This is a genomic window from Paenibacillus sp. Leaf72 (assembly GCF_001422685.1).
Lineage (GTDB): Bacteria > Bacillota > Bacilli > Paenibacillales > Paenibacillaceae > Pristimantibacillus.
Window position 1 is genome coordinate 54,357 of record NZ_LMLV01000034.1, and the last position, 14,855, is coordinate 69,211.

Sequence of the window (14,855 nt, forward strand, 5' to 3'; positions counted from 1 at the left end):
CTTATTTGATCAAAGGTTTTTTAAGTCAGCTTGTCAGTCAACTAAAAAGATTTTTGGAGCTCCGAAAACAAAAAAAAGAGCAAAAAACCCTGAAATACAAGGTTTCTTGCTCTTTTAGAAAATGATTATCGGTTATTACATTTTAAGAGAAAATCGATCAATCACGTAATGATTAACTTTGCCGGACAAGGTAGCTACGCTACTGCTGTTATCCATAATAATTAACCAAATGGTATCTTCGCAAAAAATTGCGTTCATACCTGCACATCCCAATCCTTTAATCTCGTTGTTCAAAATGAGAATTAAAGTCCACTTCAGACAAGCGTCCCCATCTTCGAAAAAATTATCGTACATGGGATTTGTGCTGAACAAAATGTGCTAAAAATAAATGATATGTATATTGTACCTTATAATTAATATCTCCTCAATACCTCTATTTAAAGATCTAAGCCTCCTCTTGATTGCATGCCTCTTTCCCTCCTGAAATCGATAAAAAAAACCCTCGCTATAAATATAGCGAAGGCTTCTACCTTTATTCAGACGATTATTTTGTTTTATTCAACAGCTACTTTAATTACCACTGGTTCACTGAACAATGAAATACCACGTTTCCCTTTTACAAGAACGGTATATTCACCAGCCGGTGTAATTGAGCTGCCTCTACGGTTTGTGAATTCCAAACGGTTCTCCTTAGCCGATCCCCAGCCAATAGCGAGGCGCTTATTCGAGGAATCATAAATCTCAAACTGATAGCTTTCAATTTCGTTTACGAGATCATTCAGGACAGATGCACGGAAAACAACATTTGTACCTTCACGCGTAACGGTAACTCGAAAATCCATTGGAGTAGGTGCAGCCAACATGATTTCAGATACTTGTACCGGCTCCGTAGTGCTGTATGATGATACTTTATTTGTAGAATCATACGCCTCAATTTGCACTGTGAAATTTCCTCCCTTTGCGAAACCATATGTCTTTTCTTGCAGACTGGTGATTGACGTGCGTGATACTAATGCACCTTTATCACTTTTTACTACAAGATAAAGTTTGTAAGCGGCATTACCTTTCCCAACCGCTTTAAGGATACCCTGCTCGTTAACGGATGCAGAGATTAGGGTTGGTATTTCTGGCATCACGACTTCAAAGGTAGTGCTCTCCAATGAAGTTGGTTCCAGATACAATGTTCCTTTTTTAGGAGTGATGCGGTATTCATATACCGTATTCAGACTCAAGTTCGTGTCTTTGTACTTAATTGTCGTTCCAGTTAATGTGAAGGTTTTCATGACTACGCCATTCACAAGTCTTTCAAGTTTATAATAGTTAGCACCTTCGACTTTATTCCAACCAAGCTGGATCGAATTCTTAGTGGTAGCAGTAACTTCAAATCCTAAAACATTATTGTTCGCGGTAACCATTTCTTTCTTTACTGCAACAATACGTTTAACTAGGTTGCGTTTTTCCATAGTTTCCGGAAGAGCGTTCACTAGAGCTTCAGCTGAAGTTACATCGGCCTGGAGAAGTGATGCTTCTGCAATCTCCACTGCCTCTGTCGCTACCACTAAAGCATTATCTTGATCATCGATTTCGGCTTGAATCGCATCCAAACGTGTATTTAGAGGTCCTTTTTCTGTATCCTCCAATGCATTTACTAATAGGCGAGCTGCATCTACATCATCTTGCGTTCTTGTTAACTCGGCTTTTTCCACCGCTTCAACAGCAAGTGTTAATTTGGCCTGATAAGCATCAGCATCGATTTCCTCTTGAATCGTATCTAGTCGAGCTCCAAGAGCAGCCTTATCTACTGCATTTAATGCGTTTACTAATGGTCGGGCAGCATTTACATCATCTTGTGTTTTAGTGCTTTCTGCTTTTTCTACGGCTTCAGTAGCCGCAGCCAGCTTCAACACATAATCATTTAAGGCGTCAATCGCGGTCTGTACCGCATCTAATCGAGTATTAAGCGACGATTTTTCTGCTGTATTAAGTGTATCAACCAGTATACGTGCTGCATCTACGTCGTCTTGCTTTTGCGTTCCTTCTGCCTTTGCTACAGCTTCCGTAGCAATAGAAACTTTTAGACCGTAATTAATGCTTTCCTGGACTCTAACTAAACGATCGTTCAAAGCAGCCTTATCTGAATTGTTCAGTTCATTTACCAATGTACGAGCTGTATCTAAATCTACTTGACGCAAAGAGCCTTCTACTTTGACAACGGCTCCAGTTGCTTCAGTTAATCGCAATTGATATGCATAGGCATCAATCATAGCTTGAACGATATCCAATCGCTCGTTTAAAGATTCTTTAGCTGCAGGCTTTAGCGAATTCACTAAATGACGTGCAGTCTCTACATCATTTTGAGCAATTGTCATTTCCGCCATAGCGACAGCGCTTATTGCCTCATCCAACAACAATTGATAAGCACTTTCCTCATCAATCAGCGCTTGCACAGCATCGAGGCGCAGACCGTATGCTTCTTGATACTCAATAGCTATATAATATAAAAGAGCACGAGCGTCTGATACATCACTTTGTAATAATGATTCTTCAGCTTTAACTACAGCTGCGTAGGCTCTTGCGAGATGTAATTCACTGCTTAATCCGCGAACCGTCACCTCTACCACTTCAGACACATTCCCAGCAGCATCCGTACTTCTTGCTTTAACATTACTATCTTGTGACAATGTAATTGGTCCATTATATACTGACCAAACATCTCTGATTCCATACTCTTTGATAAACGCGTCAGAGGGATAAGTAATGGTCACGGTTGCGAGCCCATCCATCGGATCGCCGCGGTCAACTGTAAACGTTGGGGCTGCTGGCGGAGTTTTATCGATGTTTGTTATAGAAATGGTTTTTAAAGACTGATTTCCAGCTGTATCCTTTGCCCATACAGTAAAAACATTATTTTTAGTTGCCACAAAAGATCTCGCAGCTGTAATATCCGTACCATTTGCAGCAAAAAAACTTTCAGGTACAATTCCGTTAGACCATTTAATAATTTGAACGCCAACATTGTCCGTTACATCAACGTTAACCTTCACATCTTGATTTGTTAAAGTTGTTGTATAAGGAGTCAAGAGAATTGTTGGAGGTTCAGTATCAGGAATAACTTCCTCCAGTGTAACACCTGTAATTAGGGTTGGCGTATATTTATTTGTTCTATCGCCAGAACCAAGTTGCCCTCCGACATTATATCCCCAACCCGCAATTGTTCCATCTGTTTTCATAGCCAAAGTAAAAAGGTAACCAGATGAAACTTGGCTTACATTTGTAATACCAATAGACTTCGGTATGTTAGAATCAGTTGTACTACCATCACCTAATTGGCCATAAGTGTTAGAACCCCAAGTCCATACCCTACCGGTTGTGTCCAAGGCACTACTGTGCATAACATCAGTACTAATAGAATTAATAACCGGTAAACTAACTTGGACAGGTAGATTTCTGTTTACATACGTACCGTCGCCTAGCTGCCCATTCGCATTCCAGCCCCAAGCCCATACCGTTCCATCTTTTTTCAAAGCTAATGAATGACTTTGGCCGGCACTAATTGATTTGACATTCGTCAACCCAATCTGAATGGGCGTGGTTCTGTTTGTATACGTACCGTCGCCAAGCTGACTAGCACTATTGTATCCCCAGCTCCATACCGTTCCATCTGACTTTAATGCTAAGGAATGCTCAGCCCCACCAGATACAGCTATTATATTTGTTAACCCACTGACTTGAGAAGGAGTTGATTTTGACTTATCAAAGCCACTTTCACCATTACCGAGTTGGCCTCTAGAGTTAGAGCCCCAAGTCCAAACAGTCCCGTCACTTTTCAGTGCGATAACATGTCCCGTTCCGGTCGAAATCGAAATTACATCAGAAATTCCAGTAACTTTTACTGGATTGCTTTCCTTGTTATTAAATGAAGCAGCGCCCAATTGATGATCAGCATTTTTCCCCCATGCCCAAACCGTACGATCAGACTTTAATGCTACTGAGAATCCAGCACCTGCAGTTACATAAGTGACATCTGATAAGTTAGGAACATACTCAGGGGAAAGCTTACGATCAAGTTCACCACTTGATGGAACTCCAATTTGTCCGTATTCGTTGCTTCCCCAAGATAATACCGTACCATCAGACTTCAGCGCGATGCTATGATCTGCACCTGCGTCAATCATCGGTGTTACATTCGAACTTGCAAATGCTGAAATAGGAGAAAAATTACTAACAGATACAATTATTGCTGCAATTGTTACAATCGCAGTCCACTTTTTTAAAAATTTTCTCATTCCGATACCTCCAGTTTGTTATGTTCTACTTTCTCTTACTTACGGTTTCACTAGACATAGAAAAGGCTCTGATCATTTTCCCAAGATCAGAGCCCCTTTCTTCAAGCCAGCTGCTTTGCGCAATTATTGCTTCAACCAACCATCGCCAGTGTTCGCCGGCGCAGAATCGGGATCAATGCCGCCCGCTGCTGTTGAATCCATACCATCCAAAATTGTTGTGCCGCTCGATTTCATGTATTGGGCTACCAAGAATGATACCCCAACCGCCAGCGCAATACCGCCAAGCATCAACATGCCATTTTCCGTTGTTTGCGAAGCTGATCGTTCGTTTTTCATCCATTGCAAGATGTTGTTCTTCATTTTCTTTACCTCCCGGTCTAGTTGTTTGATTCCCGCTCGCTTACGATAGCACCGGAGGAACCGGTGCTTTTCTCGCAGCACATAAACCATTATTGCTTCAGCCAGCCGTCGCCGGTGTTCGCCGGCGCAGAATCGGGATCAATGCCGCCCGCTGCTGTTGAATCCATGCCATCCAAAATCGTTGTGCCGCTCGATTTCATGTATTGCGCTACCAGGAAAGAGACGCCTACCGCCAGCGCAATACCGCCAAGCATCAACATCCCATTTTCCGTTGTTTGCGAAGCCGATCGTTCGTTTTTCATCCATTGCAAGATTTTGTTCTTCATCCTCTTCACCCCCCATTATTCATCTTCATGTATCTCGCACACGTTGATCGAACCGCTTTCGCCGTTTCGTGTGTTTGTGCGTTTCGTTTACATGTATTATCATATCGCGTTTCTTTTTTTTTGTAATTACCCAAATGGGTACTTTTAGTTACCCATTTGGGTAATATTTAGAGAGAAGAGTATATTAAACATAAAAAAAGACACTGTTACAGGGAAAATAACTGTAATAGTGTCTTTTTAGCTTACCATTTAAACATTGCTGTAACATATGTTGCTGCCGCTGAGGTCAATGTCTCTTTGACAGCATAATGCTCTTCTTTCATGATGACATTTTGTTTCACTAACATTTGAAACGCTCTTTTGCTTGCATCAATTTCAACATATATTGTTAGAACATGAAATACGACTATAATCAACACTAAGCATATAAATAACAGAAAAATAGCACCTCCGAAAATTAGGGCACTTATGAGCAACACCGGCATAATAGCGACTAGAAAACTAATGTATGGACCCAGGCGGGATCTAACTTTCATTATCATCTTATTTTGCTGATCACATTTGGCGTGCCCTACTTCATGCGCCGCTATAGCCACTGCTACCAATGAATTACCGTAGTAAATATCTTGTGATAATCCAATTGTTTTTTTATTTGGATCATAATTATCTGTAAACTCCCCATCTGCTATGATAATCTGAATACCCGATAACTCATATTTTAACAGTAACTGTTTGGCAATTTCTGCACCCGTCATACCAGACTGAGATACGAAATAAGACCATTTTTTCATCTTAGCCAAGTAATTATGATCTAACCATATTAATAGGAGTATGACCAGAAAAATTAACAAGATAAATATCATTTGTATTCCACCTTCTCCGGATTTTTGTACCCGCCCTTCAGTTGAATATTTAAAGATTGTGCTATTGCTCTCGCAACAGGAACAGCAACAGCATTGCCAACCATACGATATTGTTGGGAAAGTTTTATTCGATTTGGAATAACAAAAGAATCTTCAACCCCCATAAGTCGTAAACATTCACGGACGGTTAACCTTCTGTTCTCTTCTGGATGAAGATGTTCTCTCCCATCTTTAGAAATATGACTTGTTATCGTAGGACTCAACTTATCCCAAACTAATCTTCTCATTCCTCTCCACTGGTTACGTGAAGTAGCGATAACGTCTAATAATCGCTCTGGAGTTGGGCTTGTCCAAGTTGCAATATGGTTAGGTACATTTTCGATTTCGTCCACTTTCGTGGGCAATGGTAAGTCGCTTATTGCATCTCGAACAGATTTCGATCCAGAGTCTCCACTAGGAAATTCATATTTGAATCCCAAATCATCACGAATTCCAACAACAAATAATCTTTTCCTCGATTGTGCTACTCCGTAATGAGCAGCATCTAAAACACAGGTTGTAACTTTGTATCCACAAGACTCATATCCTTGAATCATCCGATCCAGGGTGTGCTTGTGGCGGTTACTTAGACCCAATACATTTTCAAAAACAAATGCTTTTGGACGATTATATTTGATTTTATTCTGATAGTCCCATACCAATTTCCCCGTTTCACCTGTTTCCCCATCCCCTTTACCATTACTGGAAAAGTCGATACAAGGAGGTCCCCCAATATAAACATCGCAAGAAGGAATCTGCCAAGGTGGAATTTTTTCAATATCTTCTACAAGAATATGATCAGCCACGTTATGCATATAACAGGCTGCAGCTGAAGCATTTATTTCGTTTGCCCAAATGATTTCAAACTCTTCCTTAAATCCAAGATCTAAGCATCCCGCTCCTGAGAAAAAACTACAACAAGATAATTTAGGTTGCTGTTCAATGAATTGCATTTATGAGCCCTCGTCTCAAATGAAGCTCACAGCTCCATAGAGGGCAACCAACAAAGAATAACGCTGGGTACGCTATCCTGCACTTGCTAAAAGAGGCATTCGCCGCCCGGCCTCCAGCTGCAATGGTTTTATGGACTACTCAAGATCCAAATAACATCCACATTTATTGTACTGTGGCAGAGAATGCTATTTGTTCACCCAACCTGTTAACCAGGAAATGCAATGTTACTCTTCCGCTCTTTTCGTTTTGCTTTTTGCAATTCAAACCAGGAACTTTCCTTAAAACGATCCCGATCTTCTTCACCACATGCAAAATTCGCATAACATGCGGCTTCCCCATATACTTCACAGTCCAAACAATAATTCTGTATAAACGAATCTGCTTCTCTGGCTTGAATGAGATAGGTCTTATCTAATGAAATTACACCGGTGAATAATCCTTCGTTTATATATGAATCGACATCACATCTTTTTATCGCAAGAACACCAAGCACATTCTCACAATGAAAGAAACCACCTTTCAATAGAAGGCCATGCCTTCTACCATCTATTAGACCCCTGTTAAAGAACTCTGTTTTCTTCTTGCCATCCATTTCACAGAAATAGTATTGATTTTCACTATGAATGATTTCTTGAAATTTTAGATATTTATTCTTAGCAAAACTATTCACATGAAGTTCTATAGGTCTAGGTTTGGTCAAGCCCTTCACCTCCTTTCGTGATCCTTTTTAGATCTAACCATTAAATGATTTCTTTTATCTCAATCACAATAACCTCTTCCATTTCTTTATCATCAGAGATAGGATTGAGTAATTTTGAATGGACAGGGATATTGTTTAAGGCTATCAGATTAAAATCACGTAACGCTTCTAGTCTACGAACCGCCATATCCATTGAGTGGCCCCACCCAGGCATGATATTACTATCCTCTGAAATATACTCAGCACGAAAATAATTTTCCGCAACTTCAATGATTCGAATTCCTTTTTCCCTCAATACTTTTCTATTTGTTGAGTGTTCTAACCGGTTTTTTATAGATATTAGACTGCAAATAAGTCCATTCTTTTGAGTACGTTTGGTTCTTTGAGCAATTTTCCACTTTGCATGTTCTAACGAATACATCTTTCTTATCGTTTTTCTAAGCAGGTATCCTTCATACGTTGGTTTTATTTGATAACTTTTAGCAAGATCCATTAGAAGTTCTGTCGTAGCATTAAGTGGTGAATTGCTTTTTTGAAGTATCATTGTTACCGTGCTATCTATGAATTTGGCAAGTTGATCGATAAACAATTGTGTTGATTCTTTTTCAAATAAGTGTTTATCCGTCATCTCCAATCCTTCCATTTCAAGAGTAACGGATTTAAATGGCCAAGCTTTATCGTAACCTGGGACAAAGACGTTCCGATCTAAATTTAATGATATTTTGCCTAATGCTATGCGATGGGATTGGTCGCCATCCACTATATTTGCTCCAAGCTTAATCAAAATCGCTACTAGATTTTTAATTTCTTCTTTTATTTGCTCCATGTCATTTCCCACCTTTTTTATAATAGAAAAGCGGACGCTCGATTGAGCATCCGCTTACTGATTAAATGAATAGAATTATATCGTATGATATATATTATATTGCAGCTGAGATTGGCGTAATTGCTCCTTTATAAATGAAGCAATATCCATTTCCTGATCCGTTACTTTTGACATGGCCAACCAAGAATCCCTGTTAAGGATAGCCTTCTGACTACTCCAATCTTTCATTGCTTTCATGAGGTAAAGATTGGAGCGGGGTGATCTGCTCTTCTTCAATCCGAAAATTGTACTTGGTCCGCCACCCAGCGCCAAATAATCATTGTCAATCCAGTCGTTGGAAGACCCTCTTAAAAAGAAATGATTAATCCCATCATCAAAGGAAATAGTAAATGGCTCACTTATTTTCAACGTATCTTTGAGCTGCACGCAAAAATCATCTCGTGCTATTACATCCTCCGGCATATTAATATCACCATATAAGACAACGTGAAACAATGAAAACATTTTGGATATGAACTCTTCCTTCTCATCATTTTTGAAACGAGAATAAAGATGAATACAAACCGATCCGAGATATAGCTGCTCTAATAGAACATCCTCACAGATAAGAAAACTATACATATCAATACTCAAATGAGGTTGTAACAGTTCCGTTAGACTTACATCAGGTATTACATGATAATTACCATTTTTAATTTCCATTACGACATGGGGACTTACTAATCCAATCCGAAATTCGCTATAATAGGAAACTTCAATCGGGTAACAAGATTCAAACGACATTTCATTAGGAAATCCCATAAATTTTCACCTCATATGAATTTTATATTGATACACTTCGAGTTTGATACGCCATACCTTCTCGAAAAAACGGTTGTTTTATATGGTTTTTAATTTCTCTTCGCTCTTTTTCAAGCCGTGCATTTTCAGCTTCTTTAATCCGTTTTTCTTTAAGCATCTCTTCTTGAGATTTTTCAGCACGTCGGAATATCTCATAGAGATATAATCGATTTACACCTGCAACTTTACCATTCAAGCGTTTGTACTGATCAACAGGATGTAAGTGCTCTGTATCCAGGTTCCCGGTAATTTCGACCCAAGGTCGCATTATATCGTTTAGTTCTGAATGATAACGACTGTACCAAATGGAACCATCAGACTCATGCTTTATTAAGAAATTTTGCTTCGATTCATCTTCTCTTTGAAAGCCAAGATCATTCAAGCCCGCAAAAATAATGACAGAGATATCGCACAGGAATAATTTAAAACCTAAATCAGACATGTAAATCCCTCACTTTTTTTATTTTTATATATAGATTGAATTTCCCGGAGAGCCTTTGTTTAAGTAAATATATATAAAAAAGACGCCAGGCTGCTGAATACAGCAACTAGCGTCTTTGGATATCCAATGGATAATTAATGTTCATTTCGTGTTAAATGTTAGCAGGCATATTGTGCGAGTGGTTCAATTTGATCGAGTGTACATGGAAAGAACTCCATCATCATTATCGAACAAATTGGCACACTACAAATCGTGTCATCTTAACCATTAATAATGCATAGTAGAGTACACACGTGCTCTCTCCATCCTAATAAGTCCACCGCACCTTATGTTTATCCGTCATCATATCAGAATGTACACGGATTTTATAACGTACAAGGAAAGAAGCATGATTCACTAATATAGTTAATTCTAACTCAATTTATATAAATTCTCAACATAAAAAAGCCGTCCCTGTAAGGAACGACTTATCATTTAAGTTTGATGTCATTTAGCTTGCCGGTGACGAGCCTCTTCGTTGGCATATGATAGCCTGAATCTTCTCCCCATGGCATAACTTCTCATGTTCTATCTGCTACCACATAGGAAATGACGAGGTGTTTCTTTCTCCTTTCAACATTTCAAGCAGATCGTCGTCGAACGCCCAGCCTTTTAAACATCCTTCGTCCTGCTCCACTTTTACTCTATCTAAAACTTTGTGCACCAAAGTTTTAGTAACTGCTAAGGACCAATATACCGATGTTTGATTGGCGTATTCGATTTGAGGGCCTTCGTCATAATGTGTTTGCATCTTTATACGGTCAATCAAATGGATCTTATCAAACACTTTGAAACTGAACGGTTCACTTAACATGAAATCAATATCATAATAGCTATGCCATTCACCTTCAATATCGGGAGAGCTGCTAAGTTGATTCACTATTACTTCGGTAATTTGCAGCTGCTTAACCTGACGTTTATCCACTCGATTTCCTCCTTAATTTTTGTACTATCGAATCATTCACAGTACGGAATGTTCTGGTGCCACCGAATCTTTCCGTACTCCATAATTCCCAATCAATCACGATCTTTCATCAGCTTTCTGTTCCAAACGACGTGCCAGAGCCATAAGCTGCATCGCCTTTGTTCGGTTATTGCCAGCTCGATTAAAATTACCTCTCACCGATGCTTACTTTGATCTCGTTTCCCATAAGCCAGCCCTTTCGTATTCAAGAAATTTCGTATTCAATCGGCTCCCAATCACCAATGTCCATTTTCATCAGTTGATCGAACTTACCAGTCTTTCGAAAATAATCCACCTTAGACCGGAGACAATGCTCTGTTCGTCCAACCAAGAAAGCCAAGTTCTTAACGTCACCGCGTCGGTAATTCTGAACGATATATGCACATTCTTTCAGGCTGTAAGGCTTCTTGTGGTTGAAGTGATAGTCTGGGTGGTATTTCATTCTTCCCCATTTGTCATACTCAATCGGTGCTTCCTCCACTGCTGGCATTTCCAGCACCTCCCTATGCAACTTAATATTCAGCGATTGTTCGCCGCTTCGCAGTCCTTGCAAATGCTTGAATCTTCCCCATGACGGCACATATATCCAGCGCGTACCTTCGATCTTGCCCATCGTGCGAATGTTTTCTTAGAACAGCCTAACGTTGCTCCTGACGAAAACCATCTGCCTTTATCGGTAATAAACCCAATCTCGTACTTCAATCGTTCCTCGCCGCCAGTTCCTTCAAAGAAACGAACAATCTTTCTCATCTGATCATTGTCATTCGAGTAGATCGAGAATATGAACATGTCTAAAAATTTCAAATTTGCACCTCCTCATGTCCTTCCGTATTCAGACTGTTCCTTGTAATCTTGTAGCAGCGCCCTAATGTCGCTTATTTGCCTCTTTTGATTGCTTGAATCCTCGTCCTCCATAATGACTTCAAGCGACATACTAAGGGCATCTCTGTAAGTAATTTTATTTTTCTGTACATCTGTATATAAATTGAATGCTTCATCAAACTGAGCATCTGTTACTTTTATATAGCCGTTATCAGTCATTTCTTGATCCGTTTCATCTGGATCGCTAACCATCCTATATTCTTTATTATTTATTTTCAAAAAATTTCTTCCCATGATTGACCTCCTTATGTACGGTAATATTCATTGAAGAACCTGGCTGCTAATCAAGTTCTTCTTCGTTTTCCCATTCATCTTGACTCATGGGAACAGTATTACTTTCTTGGCAGCTAATCAGGTATAACTTAAACTGCTCCTCTAGCTCCAGTTCCTTCAGGCAGACGATGCACACATCATCATCGTCATCCTTACTTACAAAATTACAGCCACAACGTTCACATTCCATTATGATCACCGACTATTCATTTTGTTTCCTTGCAATGCGGATAGCACCATTTGCCTTTCTTCATTCCCCATCCACGTAAGCGGACATAATATATAAAGGCTCGTTTGTTACTCGCAGACTCTTGGTGCCACTTGCTACAATAACCACACCAAACAGTAAATTCTGTTGAAATTTCACCTTGCACCAGCTCACCGCCCATGGTCAATTGCTATTCAGATACTTAGTCTTCATAATCGGACCATTCATCCATATCAACCTGTTCATCACATTTACCGCAGTAAATTATATCCTTAAAAAAATTATCGCGATTATCCGGCTCAACTGCATAAGCCTTTCCATGTCGAGCACCCTTTTTTAAGTCGATTCTTTGTTTAGCTTTTACGGATATATCGAAGTAAAAGAGTCTAGTTTCACCGCATTTTTGCAGGTGTATTCCATTGAAATTCCCCCATCTTCAAAGATATTCATTGACGAACTTGAACTACTGTTTTGCCATAATATATTGCATCGGCTGTAACTAAAACACCGTCTTTTAACGCATTTTGCATCGTGTTTTTCAAATCTTGGGCACAAGTGTCACATTCGCCAGCAACATTGGAATTGAATGTTTTTTTACTGATTCTCTTCCCACAAATTTCACATTTCATATAAACACCTCACCAACTGATTTACTCACTGTATTACTTGATCGTTGTGAAGTGATACAAGAGTTTGCACTTTACTCTTTGTGGCTACAATGTCCATTGCAAGTGGAGCATTAACAACGACATTAGTTTTATGGTCATTCATGTGCCATTCACATGTTTCTTTATCTGGAATGTTCTTCCCAGCATATTTATTCATCCATTCAGGCATAGTCCATTTATCCACTTTATTTCCTCCTAATGATCAAAGCTATTTATTTTGTTGCAAGAGAAGCGGCAAGCTTTTTGACTTCATACTTCTGCATAGCCTCAACTTGCACACGTTTGTATCCCTTACCTAGTAAAAGTTGATATGCTCCTCAATAACTAAAATTCGGCATTTGATTACACACTCCCAATTTATTCAGATAGTTTCTTCTTTAAACGAACCCCTAGGAAATAAAGCGAAATTACAACTGGAGTATATCATAAGATCTTAGAAATAAAAGGGTATCATCAGCGATTTGCCACAGTACATAGTCCTCTGATAATTCAAGCTTCAAAATAAGAAAGGTTCCCCATTATCTCCTTGCGGAGATAAGATATTTTTGGAATCATCTACTAATGCTTCACCATTTTGCAGCACTGTACTGTTACTCTCGGTGTCATTTATGGTTTTACCATCAGAAGATAAACTTGATGACACAGCAGTTAAACTATTAACTTGCTCCTCTGATGACTTACGTTCCTTGGCCGCGTGAATCCTTTGTTCAATTCGGAGATCCTCATTTTCTTTTTCTTGCTTATCTCTTCGTTTCTTATTACCAATAATAATCCACTTTGGATCATCATCAACGATCTCCCAGCGACCTTCGGCATTTTTAGAAGCATAAACATGTATTGTTTTCCCGATGGAATGCCAGAAAATATCTACAAGATCCCTTATTTCTCTTTTACATTCGTTAATAATACGTGTCTCTAAGTTATTAAAGACATTCTTGTGATTTGAATTATTAAGATACCATAGTGCAATATCACCTATCTTATCCTCCATGCTGGCTAACGTCTCACCATCACGTTTCGGAAGTACAGCTGCATCTTTTTGCCCATCTCCCTTATTCACACCGTAGGTAAAGTACCAACCTTCTTTTCTTTCCTCAATAAAACAATACATGCTTTCACCGATTCTATTTTCCATATCATTCTCCTTTCTTTATTCAAAATTGGGAAATGTCTTTCCTTTTTCTTTGATAGATGAGAAAGAGAGAGGGAATCCCCTCTCTCTTTACGTAGTCACTATTATTTAAATGTAGCACTTGTAATTTTTAATTGAACAATTTCTTCATATGCCTTTTCAACAACCTCCCATTCACTTGAATTTAACGGATACATCTTAACTCCGTTTTTATAGCGGTAGAAAAATACATCATATTCAGGTTCTTTTTCATCTTTAACAGGAACTAGAACGACATAATTCTTGTTCCTAACAGTCATTTTAACCAAAATACGATATTCAATAAGACTCGTAGATGATTCTTCTCTCATTGTTAAGAGATCCCCTTCCTCCAAATGACGAAGAGTTTCTTCTGTAACTTTGGGAAGAGCAGGGAGACTTATTGAGTTACTCACGATCATTTCATTTACTTCACGAATGAGCTGATAAACCTCTTTCCCTTCAAATGGAAGGCCTAATTCAGTTGCCATATTTTTTGCTTCATCATAGGTTTCTACAATGGATACTAATTGCATGGGAGTAACCACCCTTTCTTCTTTATTAGCTTTTTTGAGTTAATGTTAGCTTTTCACAACCAGTATCAGTAAATTGATATACACTAATCTCGTTCTCACTAAACTGACCCAAGTATTTATCACGCATCGCTTGAAGCGCTTCTTCAAGCGATGCGAATTTTACTATGGCATTACTATCTTCATAATCCTGAATAAATATTTGTACCGCCATTTTCCCTTCCCATGGATACGTATAGTCCCAAACAAAAACATTAGATGTATTGAGGCTAGGGTCTGTATATGAGAGCAATAGGTAACCGCCATCATCACGCGCAGTAATTCCAGCAGCCAAGAGATTAGAAATATTCTCTTCATAGGAGAGTGCCATAAAGTCAATGATAAGTTCATTTCCTCTATAAAGTTCACCCTCCACATTAATACAGTGCCTTACGGCAGTTAGTAGATCGAGAGATTTGATTGGATAAGGAATAGAACCTTTTTGTGCAATTTTATACATGAT

The 14,855-nt window shown here is 39.0% G+C and carries 18 protein-coding genes; all 18 read right to left on the bottom strand.

Going from position 1 to position 14,855, the window contains the following annotated elements:
* Positions 1–554: 554 nt before the first annotated feature.
* Positions 555–4,286 (bottom strand): RCC1 domain-containing protein, encoded by a 3,732-nt coding sequence (locus ASF12_RS29230; RefSeq protein WP_056042208.1) that lies wholly within the window; start codon positions 4,284–4,286, stop codon positions 555–557.
* A 123-nt stretch (positions 4,287–4,409) separates the two neighbouring features.
* Positions 4,410–4,646, bottom strand: coding sequence for a hypothetical protein (locus ASF12_RS29235; protein WP_056042210.1), 237 nt, complete (start codon positions 4,644–4,646; stop codon positions 4,410–4,412).
* 89 nt (positions 4,647–4,735) lie between these two features.
* Entirely contained in the window at positions 4,736–4,972 is a 237-nt protein-coding gene (locus ASF12_RS29240) for a hypothetical protein (RefSeq protein ID WP_056042211.1), read from the bottom strand.
* A 242-nt stretch (positions 4,973–5,214) separates the two neighbouring features.
* Positions 5,215–5,835 carry a zinc metallopeptidase gene (locus tag ASF12_RS29245; protein ID WP_056042213.1) on the bottom strand — a complete coding sequence of 207 codons (621 nt, stop codon included), beginning with the start codon at positions 5,833–5,835 and terminating at the stop codon, positions 5,215–5,217.
* Complete coding sequence (locus ASF12_RS33360) at positions 5,832–6,827, bottom strand: DNA cytosine methyltransferase (RefSeq protein ID WP_063892688.1); 996 nt, start codon at positions 6,825–6,827, stop codon at positions 5,832–5,834. Before ASF12_RS33360 ends, ASF12_RS29245 begins: the two co-directional genes overlap by 4 nt.
* Positions 6,828–7,033: 206 nt before the next feature.
* Positions 7,034–7,528: a hypothetical protein gene (locus ASF12_RS29255; protein WP_056042215.1), complete on the bottom strand. Its 495-nt coding sequence runs from the start codon at positions 7,526–7,528 to the stop codon at positions 7,034–7,036.
* 40 nt (positions 7,529–7,568) lie between these two features.
* On the bottom strand, positions 7,569–8,354 hold the full coding sequence (locus tag ASF12_RS29260; RefSeq protein WP_056042217.1) for a hypothetical protein: 786 nt from the start codon (positions 8,352–8,354) through the stop codon (positions 7,569–7,571).
* Between the two features lie 75 nt (positions 8,355–8,429).
* The gene (locus ASF12_RS29265; protein WP_056042219.1) at positions 8,430–9,155 is read right to left on the bottom strand and encodes a hypothetical protein; all 726 of its coding nucleotides are present in this window, start codon (positions 9,153–9,155) and stop codon (positions 8,430–8,432) included.
* Positions 9,156–9,177: 22 nt separating this feature from the next.
* Positions 9,178–9,636 (bottom strand): hypothetical protein, encoded by a 459-nt coding sequence (locus tag ASF12_RS29270; RefSeq protein ID WP_056042222.1) that lies wholly within the window; start codon positions 9,634–9,636, stop codon positions 9,178–9,180.
* 574 nt (positions 9,637–10,210) lie between these two features.
* Positions 10,211–10,600, bottom strand: coding sequence for a hypothetical protein (locus tag ASF12_RS29275; protein ID WP_056042225.1), 390 nt, complete (start codon positions 10,598–10,600; stop codon positions 10,211–10,213).
* Positions 10,601–10,844: 244 nt separating this feature from the next.
* Positions 10,845–11,129: a hypothetical protein gene (locus ASF12_RS29280; protein WP_056042227.1), complete on the bottom strand. Its 285-nt coding sequence runs from the start codon at positions 11,127–11,129 to the stop codon at positions 10,845–10,847.
* A 29-nt stretch (positions 11,130–11,158) separates the two neighbouring features.
* On the bottom strand, positions 11,159–11,443 hold the full coding sequence (locus ASF12_RS29285; protein ID WP_056042229.1) for a hypothetical protein: 285 nt from the start codon (positions 11,441–11,443) through the stop codon (positions 11,159–11,161).
* A gap of 12 nt (positions 11,444–11,455) precedes the next feature.
* Positions 11,456–11,755: a hypothetical protein gene (locus ASF12_RS29290; RefSeq protein WP_056042231.1), complete on the bottom strand. Its 300-nt coding sequence runs from the start codon at positions 11,753–11,755 to the stop codon at positions 11,456–11,458.
* 693 nt (positions 11,756–12,448) lie between these two features.
* Entirely contained in the window at positions 12,449–12,631 is a 183-nt protein-coding gene (locus ASF12_RS29300; protein ID WP_056042236.1) for a hypothetical protein, read from the bottom strand.
* A 25-nt stretch (positions 12,632–12,656) separates the two neighbouring features.
* Entirely contained in the window at positions 12,657–12,854 is a 198-nt protein-coding gene (locus ASF12_RS29305; RefSeq protein ID WP_056042238.1) for a hypothetical protein, read from the bottom strand.
* Between the two features lie 312 nt (positions 12,855–13,166).
* The gene (locus tag ASF12_RS29310; RefSeq protein WP_056042240.1) at positions 13,167–13,805 is read right to left on the bottom strand and encodes a hypothetical protein; all 639 of its coding nucleotides are present in this window, start codon (positions 13,803–13,805) and stop codon (positions 13,167–13,169) included.
* A gap of 101 nt (positions 13,806–13,906) precedes the next feature.
* Positions 13,907–14,356 (bottom strand): DUF1292 domain-containing protein, encoded by a 450-nt coding sequence (locus ASF12_RS29315; protein WP_056042242.1) that lies wholly within the window; start codon positions 14,354–14,356, stop codon positions 13,907–13,909.
* 25 nt (positions 14,357–14,381) lie between these two features.
* Positions 14,382–14,852, bottom strand: coding sequence for a hypothetical protein (locus ASF12_RS29320; protein ID WP_056042244.1), 471 nt, complete (start codon positions 14,850–14,852; stop codon positions 14,382–14,384).
* Positions 14,853–14,855 lie beyond the last annotated feature (3 nt).

Coding starts and splice junctions, on each gene's coding strand:
- ASF12_RS29230 (WP_056042208.1), bottom strand. CDS start 4,286: ATGAGAAAATTTTTAAAAAAGTGGACTGCGATTGTAACAATTGCAGCA.
- ASF12_RS29235 (WP_056042210.1), bottom strand. CDS start 4,646: ATGAAGAACAACATCTTGCAATGGATGAAAAACGAACGATCAGCTTCG.
- ASF12_RS29240 (WP_056042211.1), bottom strand. CDS start 4,972: ATGAAGAACAAAATCTTGCAATGGATGAAAAACGAACGATCGGCTTCG.
- ASF12_RS29245 (WP_056042213.1), bottom strand. CDS start 5,835: ATGATATTTATCTTGTTAATTTTTCTGGTCATACTCCTATTAATATGG.
- ASF12_RS33360 (WP_063892688.1), bottom strand. CDS start 6,827: ATGCAATTCATTGAACAGCAACCTAAATTATCTTGTTGTAGTTTTTTC.
- ASF12_RS29260 (WP_056042217.1), bottom strand. CDS start 8,354: ATGGAGCAAATAAAAGAAGAAATTAAAAATCTAGTAGCGATTTTGATT.
- ASF12_RS29265 (WP_056042219.1), bottom strand. CDS start 9,155: ATGGGATTTCCTAATGAAATGTCGTTTGAATCTTGTTACCCGATTGAA.
- ASF12_RS29270 (WP_056042222.1), bottom strand. CDS start 9,636: ATGTCTGATTTAGGTTTTAAATTATTCCTGTGCGATATCTCTGTCATT.
- ASF12_RS29280 (WP_056042227.1), bottom strand. CDS start 11,129: ATGCCAGCAGTGGAGGAAGCACCGATTGAGTATGACAAATGGGGAAGA.
- ASF12_RS29290 (WP_056042231.1), bottom strand. CDS start 11,755: ATGGGAAGAAATTTTTTGAAAATAAATAATAAAGAATATAGGATGGTT.
- ASF12_RS29300 (WP_056042236.1), bottom strand. CDS start 12,631: ATGAAATGTGAAATTTGTGGGAAGAGAATCAGTAAAAAAACATTCAAT.
- ASF12_RS29310 (WP_056042240.1), bottom strand. CDS start 13,805: ATGGAAAATAGAATCGGTGAAAGCATGTATTGTTTTATTGAGGAAAGA.
- ASF12_RS29315 (WP_056042242.1), bottom strand. CDS start 14,356: ATGCAATTAGTATCCATTGTAGAAACCTATGATGAAGCAAAAAATATG.
- ASF12_RS29320 (WP_056042244.1), bottom strand. CDS start 14,852: ATGTATAAAATTGCACAAAAAGGTTCTATTCCTTATCCAATCAAATCT.